Origin of the sequence: Actinokineospora auranticolor, from assembly GCF_041897805.1 — a bacterium.
In the GTDB taxonomy this organism is placed as follows: domain Bacteria; phylum Actinomycetota; class Actinomycetes; order Mycobacteriales; family Pseudonocardiaceae; genus Actinokineospora; species Actinokineospora auranticolor.
In genome coordinates this window covers 682,280-694,905 of record NZ_CP154825.1, presented here as the reverse complement: position 1 = coordinate 694,905, position 12,626 = coordinate 682,280, and the positions used below count along the sequence as shown (strand labels likewise).

The window sequence follows — 12,626 nt, the reverse complement described above, 5'->3', positions numbered from 1 at the left end:
TAATACGGAGTATCACTCCGCTTCGGCAAGGAGGTGGTTCCCGGTGTCCACACCGCGGCGCACGGACGCGCGGCGCAACCGGGCTCGGCTGGTGGCCGCCGCGGCCGAGCTGTTCGACGAGGTCGGCGCCGACGCCACCGCGATGAACGACGTGGCGCGGCGGGCGGGCGTCGGCCCCGGCACGCTCTGGCGGCACTTCGCCGACAAGGACGCGCTCATCGCCGAAGTGGTCGGCGACAGCCTCGACAACCTCGCCGCGCTCGCCGCCGACCTGCGCGCCGAACCCCGCGCGCTGCGGCGGTGGGTGGTCGAGCTGGTCCGGCACATCAGCCGCTACCGGGGTCTGGTCGACGCCATCGCGCACGCCGGGCCCGACGGCCCGCTCGGCGGCCGGTGCCACGCCGTGGAAGCGGCGACCGCGGACCTGGTCGAGCGGGCGCGCGCCCAGGGGGAGGTCCGGGCCGACCTGACCGCGACCGAGGTGGTGCGGTTGGCGATGGCCGTGGCGTGGGTCAACGAGGCCGTGACGCCGCCCGACACCGCCGACCGCCTGCTGTCGTTGATCTTCGAGGGGGTCGACCGCTAGTCCGGTGTGGCCCGCGGGCCACTACCCACCGGAGCCGACCACCGGCGACAACCCTGTGGATAACTCCCGATTCCCGGTCGTGGCCTGGGGATTGGATGATCCGGGGAGAAGTAGCCCACGGTATCGGTCGACGCTGCGCGGGTGCGCTGAGCTGGTACGTCGTACGATCGATGGCCCTGACCGGGGTGCGGGTCCGGGTGGGGCCGGGGCCGACGAGTGGGCATGACGGAGGGCCGAATGCCGTTTTCCTCCAGTGAGTTCGCCGCCGAGCTGCGGCTGCTGCGCAAGGGGCGGGGCGTCGACGGGCGGATCGTCGAGGTGGTGGGGCCCGCGCTGCGGGTGCTGTGCGGGGTGGGCGTGACCGACGGTGCGGCTGCCGTGCGGGAGAGGGTGAAGTCCACTCTGGTCGAGCTGACCGCACGGCTGCCCGACGACCTGCGCGAGATCGTGCGGACCGCGCTCGCGCTGCCCGCGCCGGGCGAGCGGCACGCGCCCTTCCTCTCCGAGCGCACCGCCGTGCTGGCCAAGCGGTACAACCGCGACACCCGGACCATCCGGCGGCGGATCGACGAGGGCATCTCGCTGCTGGCCGAGCTGGCCGCCAACTCGGTGGTGACCGCCGTCGAGGGCACCGACTGGTCGGCCCGCAGGCTGGAAGCCGTCTTACGCCTGGACCTGCAGACCCCCGAGTGCTTCGAGCGCCGCACGATCGTGGCCCTGCGCGAGGGGCTCGACCACATCCGGTACTCGATCACCATCCCGCCCGCCCGCGACCCGGGCGACACCGAGCGACCGGTCGGTCTTCTCACCCGTGTCCACTTCGGCGCCGAGGTCGTCGGCAAGCAGGTGCGCGGCAAGCGGTTCACCGTGGACATGCGCATCCCGGCCCTGGCCGTCGGCCAGGAGCACGAGTACGGGCTGGTCAACCGGATCCCGGTCGGGCAGCGGATGCGGCCGTACTACCTGTTCTTCCCCGAGCGCCACTGCGAGCGCTTCGACCTGCGGGTGCGCTTTCCCGCCGACGACGACCCCGGGGCCGTCGAGGTCATCCACGAGGCCTTCCACCGCGACATCGACGAGCCCGGCTTCGTCGGGCAGCGGACGCCGGTGGACACCATCCACGAGGCCAGGATCGGCTTCACCGACCTGAAGCCGGGCTACGGCTACGGCCTGCGCTGGACCGACACGCGAAACATCGCATAACGGAAAGTGGAAGGACCGGTCCACTTCGCGCGAAATTGCCCACGCATTAATCCGTTCGAGTGAGCGTCGGTTGTGGACATGACTGTTCGTAACACCGCCCGGGACGCGTTCGATCCTCTGGGTACCTCGCCGGGAAACCGCGGGGAATCCACCTGAAACGGAGGGGCCGTGCCGTTCTCCTCGACCGAGTTCGCCGCCGAACTGCGCAGGCTGCGCCGGGGCCGCGGTGTGCAGGGACCGCGCATCGGCGACGAGGTGGGTCCCGCGCTGCGCGCGCTGTGCGCGATCACCCCGCACGACTCCCACGCCGCGATCCGGGAGAAGCTCGGCGCCCGGATCGCCCACCTGGGTGCCGCGCTGCCGCACGACCTGCGGATCGCCGTGGGCACCGCGCTCGCGCTGGATCCCGGCTCCTCGGCCAAGTTCCTCAACGACCGGATGCGGGCGCTGGCCGACCGGTTCGACCGGGATGTGCGCACCGTGCGGCGGCGCATCGACGAGGCGCTGGACCTGCTCGCCGAACACGCGGCGCTGCACCAGGCACCGGACCTCGCCCAGCCCACCGGTCCGGCCGCGCCGCGACCCGGGACCGGGCCGTGGCGCGTCGAACGGCTGGAAGCGGTGGTGCGCCTGGACGCGGGCGCGCCGGAGTGCATCGAGCGCCGCACGATCGTGGCCGAGCGCGACCTCGGTGACCGGATCGTGGTGCCGGTCAGCCCCCGGTCGGTCGACCCCGGTTCGACGGCGCCCGTGCGCTCGTACTTCGGCGCGGAGCTGCTCGACACCGTGCCGCGCGCGGACGGCGGCTGCCTGCTGGAACTGCGGCTGCCCACGCCGCTGACGGCGGGCCAGCGGCACGAGTACGGCCTGGTCGTGGACATGCCGCGGGCCGCGCCCCCACCGCACTACATGTACTTACCCGAGCAGCGCTGCGACTCCTTCGACCTGCGCGTGCGCTTCCCCCAGGCCCCGGTGCCGACCGCGGTCAGCCTGGTGCGCGGCGCGCGCGACCTCGACTCGACCGACACCGAGGACGCCGAGGCGACCACCGTCGACGCGGTGCGCGAGGTGCACGCCCGGTTCGACAACCTCACCTCGGGACTCGCCTACGGCCTGCGGTGGCGGTACGCCAACCTGAGCGCCTGAACAACCGGTCCGGAATCGACAGGTCCACAGCGGACTATCGACGCCGAACCCGTCCGCAACAATTCGACGACACCGCCGGTCGATTCCGACTCAGTCAATGGTGTATTCGCCATCGGTACCGGGAGCGGCGAATCTACCGAGTTCCGCGTAGACGGAGTCGCGCACGATCCAGATGTGTCCGGTGAAGGTGGGCTGCTTGTAGCTCTCACCGGGGTTGAGGGCGTTGTAGAGCACTTCGCGACCGTCGAAGTCGACCCAGTAGATGACGACCCGATCGGACCTGAGGTTGGCGAACGTGATCGTGACCCCGTGGTCGGACGGTGGGGACCGGTCCGCGGACGGCCGGGGGAACGCCGGCGTCGACCCGATGGCGGTCGGCTCACTGCTCGGCGACTCGCTGGTGGTCGGTTCCGCGGTGTCGGACGGATCTTCGGACGGCGACCGCGGCGCCGTCGTCCGCGTCGAGACCTCCCCCGCCACCGCCGTGGCCGTGACCGCCAGGCCCGTCACCTGCGCCGAGCACCCGGCCACCGAGACCGCCACTGCGGCCAGCAGAACCACGACCACACCGCGCACGCGCCGCCTCCTCGGAAACGATCTGAAGTCTGGCGGCACCCTAGCCGGGATTACCGACTCGCGAGCCGCACGTCGCCGAACACCACGTGCCGGGTCAGCGGGAGCTGGAGGAAGGCGTGCGGGAAGCCCAGCGGCACCTCGCTGACCGCCGCCAGCCGGGCCACGTGCGCGTCGGCCAGCTCGACGTCGAGCGCGCCGAGGTTGTCCGCCAGCTGCGCCGCGGTCCGCGCCCCGGTGATCGTCGAGGTCACACCGGGGTTGAGCAGCGTCCAGGCCAGCGCGACCCGCGACGGCGTGGTGCCGATCTCCGCGGCGACCTCCTTGACCGCGTCGGCGATGCCGAGCGACCGCTCGGTCAACGCCCCGTTCCCCAGCGCGATGTCCCGGCGCGTCCCCTCGGCCGACACCGGGGCGCCGGTGGGCGCCAGGTCGGCGTGGGAGTACTTCCCGGTCAGCACCCCACTGCCCAGCGGCGACCACGGCACCACGCCGAGCCCCATCTCCCCCGCCATCGGGATGAGGTCGCGCTCGACGGTGCGCTCCAGCAGGCTGTACTCGATCTGCAGCGCGATCAGCGGGGACCACCCGCGCAGGTCGGCGACGGCCTGCATGCGCGAGACCTGCCAGGCCGGGGTGTCGGAGATGCCGAGGTAGAGGACCTTGCCCGCGCGGACCAGGTCGTCCATCGCGCGCAGGATCTCCTCGACCGGCGTAGTGGCGTCCCACGCGTGCAGGTAGAGCAGGTCCAGGTAGTCGGTCTTGAGCCGGTCGAGGCTGCGCTCGACCGAGCGGACCATGCTCTTGCGGTGGTTGCCGCCGGAGTTCGGGTCGTCGGCCTGGCTGCTGAGGGTGTACTTGGTGGCGAGCACGAGCCGGTCGCGCCTGCCCACCGCGAACTAGCCGACCAGCGACTCCGAGGTGCCGTTGGTGTAGTTGTTCGCCGTGTCGACGAAGTTCCCGCCCCGGTCGACGTAGGTGTCGAACAGGTGCTGGGCGTCGTCCTTGTCGGCACCCCACCCCCAGTCCGCGCCGAAGGTCATCGCGCCCAGCGACAGCGGCGAGACGCGCAGCCCGGACCGGCCGAGCAGGCGGTAGGTGTCGAGTGAGTTTGTCACGGTTCCTCTCCTGTCTCCGTCAACTGCCACCAGGCTGCCGGGCTCGAGCACCCGCGTGAAGGGAGCCTTGATCCTGGGACCGCCAGCGCTGTGACATTCCCTCCCACCACCCACCCCCTCTTCCCCACCCGGCATCGTCCCCGACTCGGCGAGCCAACGCGGACGCTGTCGGACCCACGTGAGGGCAGACGGAGTTCGTGGGAGCGACGACCCCACCGCAACCGGTTCAACCAACAAAACGGCTGGTGGACGGTCCCTGCCGGGTGGCTGGTCGCCGCTGCCCGCGATGCTGCTCGACCACGCCTTCGACATGCTCGCGTGGAAACCGGAGATGTCCCGGCTGCTGCTCGACTTCGACACCGTGCCGGACGCCCCGCGCAACGTCATGGCGCTGTGCCTGCTCACGCCGCGGTTCCGCGACTTCTACCTCGACCGCGAGCGGATCATGCGGATCGCGGTGGCCGACCTGCGCGCCGCGTGGGCCGCGCACCCGGCGGACGCCGCGCTGGCCGGGCTCGTGCGCGACCTGTCCCGCAGTCCCGAGTTCACCCGGTTGTGGGACCTGCGGGACGTGCGGGTCAACGGGCGCGGGCGCAAACCGCTGCGGCACCCGGGGGTCGGGCAGCTGGCGGTCGACTACGAGGTGCTGAACCCGTTGCAGAAGCCGGGTCTGCGGTTGGTGGTCTACCCCGCGGCGGACGCGGCGTCGCAGTCCGCCTTGGACGAGTCGGCGCGGTCGCTACCGGCCGTCCCAGCGGACGGTGACCTCGGGGAAACCGCGGGTGGGGCAGTCCAGCAGCGGGGTCGGGGTGCCGCGTAGGAAGCGGTCGAGGAAGGCGCGGACGTAGGTCCGCTGCACCCGCACCGCGCGCGCCGGGGTGACCGTGCCGAACAGCTCCGCGTAGACCTCGGCGGGCAATTGGTCCAGTCCACCGGGTGCGACGTAGAAAGGCGCGTCGGTGAAGCTGTAGTGGCCCATGGTGTCCGCGGCGAGGTGCCTGCCCCAGCCGGACTGGGCGTCGCGCCACCGGGTCCACGAGTCGAAGTGCCAGGCACCGGTCAGCAGGAGCGCGGGGACCGGGACGCCCTCGGTGGTGACGGGGGCCGACAGTCCCCCGTCGAGGTCGGCGGCGGCGCGGATCCGGCCGTCGAGGCGCGCGGCCTCGAAGGCGGTGGCCCCACCGGCGGAGTGGCCGATCGCGGCGACGCGGCGTGGGTCGACGGAGTTCTGCCAACGCCGGGAGACGGCGGTGAGCGCGAAGGACAGGTCGCGGGCCCGGTAGGTGATCGCGGCGGCGACGTCCTCGGGGGTCTCCTCGGCAGGCCGGTCGTGGGTGATCACGCGGCCGTCGGGGAACTTCACGGCCGCGGCCTCGTAGGTGTGGTCCACGCCGACGACCAGGTAGCCGTGGCTGGCGAGGTCCTCGGCGAGCGCGGTCCCAGTCGCGCGACTACCGCCGTAGCCGTGGCTGACCAGCACGACCGGCAGCCTGCCGGGCAGGATCGGGGCGTCCAGGACGGCCGTCGGCGTGATCGACCGCAGGGAGTCCCGGGGCGCGCCGAGGGCACCCTCCAGCGCGCGGGTCACCTCGGTGGGCGCGTACTCCGCCCGAGGCCTGCCCGCGGCGGAGCGGGTGGGGTACCAGGTCTGGACCATTAGCTCGCGGGGTCGCGGGGTGGGCGCCCAGGTGTCCACACGGGACTGGTCCACCAGGTGCACCGAGGTGGTGGCGACCGGGTACCCGCCCGTGGGCTCGGGCAGCCGGACCACCGCGGCCGCGCCCGCCGAGGGTGCCGCGACCAGCGCCAACACGCCTACCAGCACCGAAACCAGGACAAACAGCCTCGACCGCATGCGGCAGACCGTAGCCACCCGGTCGGCCGTTGGTCTAGACCTACGGCCGACCGCTCGAGGAACCGGTGATCGCCGCTGGTCGACGGCGGGACAGCGCCCGGGCCGGGCTCCGGTGGTTCGAGCGGGTGGAGACCGGGTTCGAATCGGGGGACCACGGGGCCGGGTCGACCAGCGCTACGCGGGTCGTCCGTGGTCCGCCGGGAAATCGAACGCGGGATGCCGCGGGCCGCTCCAGGCCCGCGGTGTCAGTCGGAGTCGACGTCGCGCACGCGCTTGCGGGCGTTGAGCACGGAATTGTGCCGATAAGCCTCAGCCGTCGCGGGCGCGCTCGGTGGTGCCGGTTCGGTGAAGGAGCGGATGAGGTTCACCACCGCCTGCCGCTGTTCCTCGGTGAGCCGCATGACGAGCTCGCGCACCTCGGTCACGGTGGCCGTCGGCCTGCCCGCGCGGGCCGGTTCGTACCGCGTGGGATCGAGTTTCGCCAGCTCCAGCGCCTCGCGCGGATCCACGTCCACGGCCAGCGCCGCGTTGATGACGGTATCCGCTTTGGGCCGGAACGGTTTTCGGTCCGCCCTCCGCCCGCTTTCCAGTTGTTGCCACGAGGTGCGTGAGAAGCGGGCCTTCTGGGCCGCGTCCTCCTGCGACCAGCCCTTGTCGTCCCTTGCTCGACGCAGAACTTCCCCGAGTGGCCAAGAGGTCTTGTCTTCACCGTCCCGCCCGGTCATGGCGGAGATGATCCCGCATAGTCGCCGACATGACGACCGTGAAACGCCAATGCCTTTATGTTGCTAATTGTTTCTGCGTTGTAGGCAACACTGCGCCGAGTCCGATGCCCGCCGGCCGCCCCATCCGCCAGAGGCATTCGACCCGTGGCGGCCACCACACTGTCCACTGTGGACGAGAGAAGTAGGCGGCGGACCGGGCCGGTTTTACCCGATCGGGTGATATCCCGGTGCCGTTTTTTCGCTGACCCGGACAATTCGTGCGGTCGGCCATCAAGTTGTCACCAGACAAATTTCTCTCCCGGGCGGAACGCGATGCCGGGAACGAAAGCCGGACCCGGGCGCGCGCGTTCATCCCCGGGCGACGCGGCACCACCACCCGGTACCGCGTGCCACCGCTGTCCCGGCCGCGGGGAATGGGGTAACCACCAAACAATCGTCACCGCGCCCTTCGGCGCCCGGCAATTCCCGGCGCGCCCGCGGCGGACGCGGCGACCGCCCGCGTGGGCGCGCTCCCGACGCCGTGCGCGCAGGGTGAGCGCTTTTATCGGGCCCACCCGAACGGGTCGGCGGAGCGGAACCCGCGCGGGCAAGCCACCGAACGTGGCCGCGTCACCCGAACAGCGCACCCCCGGCCCGCGACGACCGGGTGGAGTACCCCCCGATCGGCCACCCGGGGGTGTCGTCGTCGCCTGTCGGACGAGCGGGTCGCTTACCCTGCGAAGTAAGCCGTGAGCATCCAGTCGCCAGCACGTCGTGAGGCAGGGCCCCGTGGCATCACCGATGTCGACACCGCGCAGGCCCCCCGAGGTCACCTCGGGGGTGCGGGCGCGGGCCAGGTTCGCACCCAACAGCTGGATCCCCGTGCTCGCGCCGGGGTCCACTGAGGTCGTCGGGCGGTTCTGGGTGGACGCGGGCGGCGAGGTCACCGACGAGTTCATCCCCAACCCGAACTACCGCGAGTGCGCCCCGCCGGTCATCACCCACGAGATGCGCTCCTGGGCGATGTACAACCCCGGCGGCTGGGTGGAGGTCTTCGACCCGGCCCACCCGGGACCGCAGCGACCGCCGTGGGCGCTGGTCGGCCGGTACCCGGTGGACGGTCAGGGCTGGATCATCGACGCCTTCCAGCCGAACCCGAACTACCGGCCGTCCCCGGTCGCGCTGGGCTGGCCCAAGCCGCGCACCGAGGCCGAGTCGGTCCTGCAGCTCGCGCACACCGGTCAGATCGAGTACCGCGAGGCGGTGCTGGCGGTCATGGCCGCGACCCTGGTGCTGCCCGCCGACCCGAACCGCCCGCCGCGCACCCGGCTGGTGCTGCGCGACCGGGTGGTGGACGCGTTCGTCAGCCAGGACGCGATGCCGGGCGCGTGGCCCGGCCACTGGCAGCAGTTCAGCGGCGTCGAGGTCGCCCTGCTGATCCGCAGGCTCTCCGACGTCCCGGGCGGCCCACCGGACCTGCTCCTGCACGCCGCCCCCGACCTGCAGGTCCGCATCCCGGGCACGGTGCTGGTGGAGGCCCTGCGGATCATCACGGACTGACCAGGGCCAGCAGGGAACCCTCGGTGAAGCGGCAGCCGGGGTGCCGTGCGCGCGACGGCGAGCATGCCGGGTGACAGGTCGACGCCCGCGACGTCGGTGCCCCGCGCGCGCAGGAAGCCCGTCACCCGACCGGTTCCACAGCCCGCGTCGAGCACGGGGCCGCGCACCAGTTCGGCGAAGGCGCCCAGCACGGCCCGGTCGATCGGGTGGTCGTCGTCGATGGTCGGGACCACCGCCGCGTACCCGGTCGCCACGGCGTCGAAGGCCGCGCGGGTCCGCTCCTGGCCGTCGTTGATCGACATGCCGACGACCGTAGCGACGGCTCAATCCGCGCCGAGGTCCTCGGTGCGGGCGATGTCGGCGAGCCGGTCGAGCGCGGCGGCGAGGGTCGGCAGGGGTGGCGACGCCGTGGCGAGCCGGACCGCGTGCGGGGCCCGGGCGGTGGCGACGGTGAAGGCGGCGGCCGGGGTGATGGCGATGCCGGAGCGGGCCGCGGCGGCCACGAACGTCTCGGCGCGCCAGTGCGCGGGCAGGCGCCACCAGCAGTGGTAGGCGCGGGAGTCGGCCTGGACGTCGAAGCCCGCCAGGCGTTCGGCGACCAGGCGCTGCCGGGCCCGGGCGTCGGCGCGCTTGTCGGCGCGCAGGCGGGTGGCGGTGCCGTCGGTCAGCCAGGCGGTGGCGGCGGCGAGCGCGAAGCCCTGCGGGCCCCAGCCACCGGTGCGGATGGCGGCGGCGACCTCGGCGCGCAGCGCCCGGCCCGCGATGGCGAAGCCGAGGCTCAGCCCGGGGGCCAGCCGCTTGGAGAGGCTGTCGACGACGACCGCGCGGTCGGGCAGCAGGGCGGCGAGCGGCGGGTCGTCGTGCAGGAAGCCGTAGATGGTGTCCTCGATGAGCGGGATCCCCTTGTCCGCCAGCACTTCGGCCACCTCGGCGCGGCGGACGGCGCTCATCGACACGCCGAGTGGGTTGTGCAGCGCGGGTTGCAGGTACACCGCGCGCAGTGGACCGGCCGCGCGCAGGGCCGCGGGCGTGACGCCTTCGCCGTCGACGGCCAGTGGCACCAGCGTGACGCCGAGCCGCGCGGCGATCCCCTTGACGACCGCGTACGTCAACTCCTCGACGCCCAGCCGCTCCCCCGGCGGCACCATCGCGGCGATGACGCCCGCGATGGCCTGCCTGCCGTTGCCCGCGAACAGCACGTCCTGCGGCTGGGGCGACCAGCCGTCGCGGGCCAGCGCGACCGCCGCCGCCTCCCGGGCCGCCAGGGTGCCCGCGACCCCGACGGCGCGGATCGCGTCGGCCATGGCGGCGGGTTTGACCTGCTTGCGCAGGCTCTCCGCGAGGAGGTCCGCGTGCTCGGGCAGGACCGGGAAGTTCAGCTCCAGGTCGACCGCGAGCGCGGCGGGTTCGGCGAGCACCGGGCCGGGCAGGCGGGTGCCCGCGCGCACGAACGTGCCCCGGCCGACCTCGCCGACCACCAGGCCCCGGCGCACCAGCTCGCCGTAGACGCGGGAGGCCGTGGAGGCGGCGATGCCGTGGGTCCGGGCGAACCGGCGCTGGGTGGGCAGCCGCTCGCCCGGTTTCAGCCTGCCCGCCGCGATGTCGGCGGCGATCCGGTCGGCGACCTGGCGGTAGTCCATCGATTGCTCCGAGGGCATTGTTTTGATTGCACCGCGACTATAGCGCGAATACCTTCGAAACCATGCTCCTCTACGTGCACGGCCACCCCTTCGACCGGACGATGTGGGCACCGCAGCTGACCCGCTTCGGCGGCACCGCCCCGGACCTGCGCGGCTACGGCGACGGACCCGCCGCGTCCGGGGTCACCCCGATGTCGACCTTCGCCGCGGACCTCGCCGAGGTCGCCGGGCCGGACCCGGTTGTCCTGTGTGGACTCTCGATGGGCGGGCAGATCGCCATGGAGTTCCACCGGTTGTACCCGTCGCGGGTGCGCGCGCTGATCCTCGCGGATACCTCGGCGCGCGCGGAAACCCCGGAAACCAAAGGGGAAAGGTTGGCGATGGCCGACCGGCTCAGCCGCGAGGGCATGGCGCCGTACGCGGCGGAGGCGCTCTGGAAGATGGTCGCGCCGGGCAACGACGAGGCGGCGGAACACGTACGGCGCATGATGCTCGCGGCACCGCCCGACGGCGCGGCGGCGGCTCAGCGGGGGCGCGCCGAACGGCCGGACTACCGGGAGAGCCTGCTGGCGAACCCGGTCCCCACCCTCGTGGTCGTCGGCAGCGAGGACTCGTACACCCCGGTCGCGGAAGCGGAACTGATCCCGTCGACGTCGCTGGTCGTCATCGAGGGCGCCGCGCACCTGCCCAACCTGGAGCGGCAGACGGCGTTCAACGCGGCGGTGGGCGACTTCCTGGCTGGACTATGAGTCGCGGCGGACCACACCGAGCCCGATGAGGGTGGCGAGACCGCCGAAGAAGAGGAGCACCGCGTAGTCGGCGCGCCCGCTGATGGCGCGCTCGCAGATGTCGATGTAGCTGACGACCTCCGTGCGGGTCGGTCGGTCGAGGTCGGCCACGACGGACGCGGACTCGGCACCACCGAAGGTGTTCCCGCAGGTGACGGTCCGATTGGGAACCGGGTGGGCCACGGACACGGGCACGATGGCCAGGACGAGCCCGGTGACGAGCGCGACACCCGCCAGCACGGCGGCGAAGACGCGCTTGCTGACGGTGATCTGCGCGAGCGGGTCCGCGGCGGGCGGTGCCGGGTCGGCGTGCGGCTCCGCTCGGGCGGGTGGGTGCGGCAGGGCCGGGAGGTCCGGTCGCGGCGGCGGCGTGGTCATGGGGTCAGCTTCGCCGATGGGAGCGGGAGTTGGGAAGGCTCCGGGGATCCGGTCACGCGCTGTTCCGGGGGAACCCGGACCGGCTGTGCCGCACCGCACGCGGCACAACCGGTCGCCCCGTCGGCTAGAGCGCCGCGCGGACCGCGGTCTCGATCGGGGTGGGCGCACGGCCGATGAGCTTCGCCAGGTCCGGCCGGACCTCGCTGAGCGCGCCGGTGCGGATGTTGGACTGGATGTCGGTCAGCAGCTCGGCGACGAACTCCGGCAGGCCCGCCGCGACGAGGTTGCCGTGCAGCTGCGCGGCCTCGACGCTCACGTGAGTCAGCGGCTTCCCGGTCACCTCGGCCGCGAGCGCGGCCAGCTCGTCGAAGCCCCACGCGCGCGGGCCGGTCAGCTCGTAGACGGCGCCGTCGTGGCCTTGCGTGGTCGCGACCACCGCAGCGGCCTCGGCCAGGTCCTCGCGGCTGACCGAGGCGATCCGCCCCGCGCCCGTGGTGGTGACCAGGCTGCCGCGCTCCAGCGCGCCGGGGAGCCCGTTGACGTAATTCTCGTGGTACATACCGTTGCGCAGGAAGGTGAACGGCAGGCCGGACGCGCGGATGTGGTCCTCGGTGGCCGCGTGCACGCGGGCCAGGCCCAGCGGGGAGACGTCGGCGAAGCTCACGCTGGTGTAGACGATCCGACCGACACCCGCCTTGTCCGCGGCGTCCACGGCGGACTTCTGGGCGGCGACGCGGACGTCGTCCGGGCCGTCGGCCGACACCAGGACCAGGGTGTCCACGCCGTCGAACCGCAGCGACTCGGGCTGCCCAAAGTCGCCTTGGCGGACGTCGACGCCCTGGGCGGCCAGGTGCGCGGCCTTCTCCGGAGCGCGGACCGAGACCGCGAGGTCCGCGGCCGGGACGCGGGTCAGCAGCTGCTTGACGATGAGCCCGCCGAGATTGCCGGTCGCGCCCGTCACCAGGATCGTCATCGTGTTCCTTCCGCAGAGAACCAGGAGTCGGGGGAACCGTAGGTAGGGTCACTAACTTCTGGTAAGTACCTACCCCAGAGTCCTATACTTACCTCGACGAAA

General features: G+C 72.6%; 12 protein-coding genes and 2 pseudogenes. 6 read left to right on the top strand and 8 right to left on the bottom strand.

The features are described 5' to 3' along the window. Window positions 1–43: 43 nt before the first annotated feature. The 3 genes from V5P93_RS03435 to V5P93_RS03425 all read left to right on the top strand — a co-directional run bounded on the left by V5P93_RS03435 (window position 44) and on the right by V5P93_RS03425 (window position 2,935). A complete protein-coding gene (locus V5P93_RS03435; RefSeq protein ID WP_181043333.1) occupies window positions 44–586 on the top strand; it encodes a TetR/AcrR family transcriptional regulator in 543 nt (180 codons plus the stop codon). Between the two features lie 237 nt (window positions 587–823). Beyond that, complete coding sequence (locus V5P93_RS03430; RefSeq protein WP_104477384.1) at window positions 824–1,789, top strand: hypothetical protein; 966 nt, start codon at window positions 824–826, stop codon at window positions 1,787–1,789. Window positions 1,790–1,957: 168 nt separating this feature from the next. Then, window positions 1,958–2,935, top strand: a complete 978-nt coding sequence (locus tag V5P93_RS03425; RefSeq protein WP_104477386.1) for a hypothetical protein — start codon at window positions 1,958–1,960, stop codon at window positions 2,933–2,935. A gap of 90 nt (window positions 2,936–3,025) precedes the next feature. Here V5P93_RS03425 and V5P93_RS03420 read toward each other — a convergent pair whose 3' ends face one another. Together V5P93_RS03420 and V5P93_RS03415 are read right to left on the bottom strand one after the other, a co-directional pair. Then, complete coding sequence (locus V5P93_RS03420; RefSeq protein ID WP_104477389.1) at window positions 3,026–3,511, bottom strand: hypothetical protein; 486 nt, start codon at window positions 3,509–3,511, stop codon at window positions 3,026–3,028. Between the two features lie 50 nt (window positions 3,512–3,561). Beyond that, window positions 3,562–4,626, bottom strand: a pseudogene (locus tag V5P93_RS03415) (aldo/keto reductase). A gap of 178 nt (window positions 4,627–4,804) precedes the next feature. On the opposite strand from V5P93_RS03415, the gene V5P93_RS03410 reads away from it, so the two are divergent. Further along, window positions 4,805–5,446 carry a hypothetical protein gene (locus V5P93_RS03410; protein WP_281261640.1) on the top strand — a complete coding sequence of 214 codons (642 nt, stop codon included), beginning with the start codon at window positions 4,805–4,807 and terminating at the stop codon, window positions 5,444–5,446. Here the strand turns inward: V5P93_RS03410 and V5P93_RS03405 are convergent. Both V5P93_RS03405 and V5P93_RS03400 read right to left on the bottom strand, forming a co-directional pair. Beyond that, the gene (locus tag V5P93_RS03405; RefSeq protein WP_104477391.1) at window positions 5,366–6,481 is read right to left on the bottom strand and encodes a dienelactone hydrolase family protein; all 1,116 of its coding nucleotides are present in this window, start codon (window positions 6,479–6,481) and stop codon (window positions 5,366–5,368) included. The genes V5P93_RS03410 and V5P93_RS03405 overlap by 81 nt on opposite strands. A 245-nt stretch (window positions 6,482–6,726) precedes the next feature. Then, on the bottom strand, window positions 6,727–7,206 hold the full coding sequence (locus V5P93_RS03400; RefSeq protein ID WP_104477393.1) for a helix-turn-helix transcriptional regulator: 480 nt from the start codon (window positions 7,204–7,206) through the stop codon (window positions 6,727–6,729). Window positions 7,207–7,974: 768 nt separating this feature from the next. Here V5P93_RS03400 and V5P93_RS03395 point away from each other — a divergent pair. Then, complete coding sequence (locus V5P93_RS03395) at window positions 7,975–8,745, top strand: type VII secretion system-associated protein (RefSeq protein WP_146107936.1); 771 nt, start codon at window positions 7,975–7,977, stop codon at window positions 8,743–8,745. A 92-nt stretch (window positions 8,746–8,837) separates the two neighbouring features. Here V5P93_RS03395 and V5P93_RS03390 read toward each other — a convergent pair. Both V5P93_RS03390 and V5P93_RS03385 read right to left on the bottom strand, forming a co-directional pair. Next, a pseudogene (locus V5P93_RS03390) lies at window positions 8,838–9,047 on the bottom strand (SAM-dependent methyltransferase); the annotation flags it as partial. A 21-nt stretch (window positions 9,048–9,068) separates the two neighbouring features. Continuing rightward, on the bottom strand, window positions 9,069–10,403 hold the full coding sequence (locus V5P93_RS03385; RefSeq protein WP_245931081.1) for a PLP-dependent aminotransferase family protein: 1,335 nt from the start codon (window positions 10,401–10,403) through the stop codon (window positions 9,069–9,071). A gap of 44 nt (window positions 10,404–10,447) precedes the next feature. Here V5P93_RS03385 and V5P93_RS03380 point away from each other — a divergent pair, with 44 nt between their 5' ends. Beyond that, window positions 10,448–11,134, top strand: coding sequence for an alpha/beta fold hydrolase (locus tag V5P93_RS03380; protein WP_104477399.1), 687 nt, complete (start codon window positions 10,448–10,450; stop codon window positions 11,132–11,134). Here the strand turns inward: V5P93_RS03380 and V5P93_RS03375 are convergent. Together V5P93_RS03375 and V5P93_RS03370 are read right to left on the bottom strand one after the other, a co-directional pair. Continuing rightward, window positions 11,129–11,551: a hypothetical protein gene (locus tag V5P93_RS03375; RefSeq protein WP_104477401.1), complete on the bottom strand. Its 423-nt coding sequence runs from the start codon at window positions 11,549–11,551 to the stop codon at window positions 11,129–11,131. The two genes, V5P93_RS03380 and V5P93_RS03375, sit on opposite strands and share 6 nt — an antisense overlap. 124 nt (window positions 11,552–11,675) lie before the next feature. Continuing rightward, a complete protein-coding gene (locus V5P93_RS03370) occupies window positions 11,676–12,524 on the bottom strand; it encodes an SDR family oxidoreductase (RefSeq protein ID WP_104477403.1) in 849 nt (282 codons plus the stop codon). Window positions 12,525–12,626: the final 102 nt, after the last annotated feature.

What these genes read in the sequence shown, in the direction of transcription:
- V5P93_RS03430 (WP_104477384.1), top strand. Translation starts at nt 824, where the DNA reads ATGCCGTTTTCCTCCAGTGAGTTCGCCGCCGAGCTGCGGCTGCTGCGC.
- V5P93_RS03405 (WP_104477391.1), bottom strand. Translation starts at nt 6,481, where the DNA reads ATGCGGTCGAGGCTGTTTGTCCTGGTTTCGGTGCTGGTAGGCGTGTTG.
- V5P93_RS03400 (WP_104477393.1), bottom strand. Translation starts at nt 7,206, where the DNA reads ATGACCGGGCGGGACGGTGAAGACAAGACCTCTTGGCCACTCGGGGAA.
- V5P93_RS03385 (WP_245931081.1), bottom strand. Translation starts at nt 10,403, where the DNA reads ATGCCCTCGGAGCAATCGATGGACTACCGCCAGGTCGCCGACCGGATC.
- V5P93_RS03380 (WP_104477399.1), top strand. Translation starts at nt 10,448, where the DNA reads ATGCTCCTCTACGTGCACGGCCACCCCTTCGACCGGACGATGTGGGCA.
- V5P93_RS03375 (WP_104477401.1), bottom strand. Translation starts at nt 11,551, where the DNA reads ATGACCACGCCGCCGCCGCGACCGGACCTCCCGGCCCTGCCGCACCCA.
- V5P93_RS03370 (WP_104477403.1), bottom strand. Translation starts at nt 12,524, where the DNA reads ATGACGATCCTGGTGACGGGCGCGACCGGCAATCTCGGCGGGCTCATC.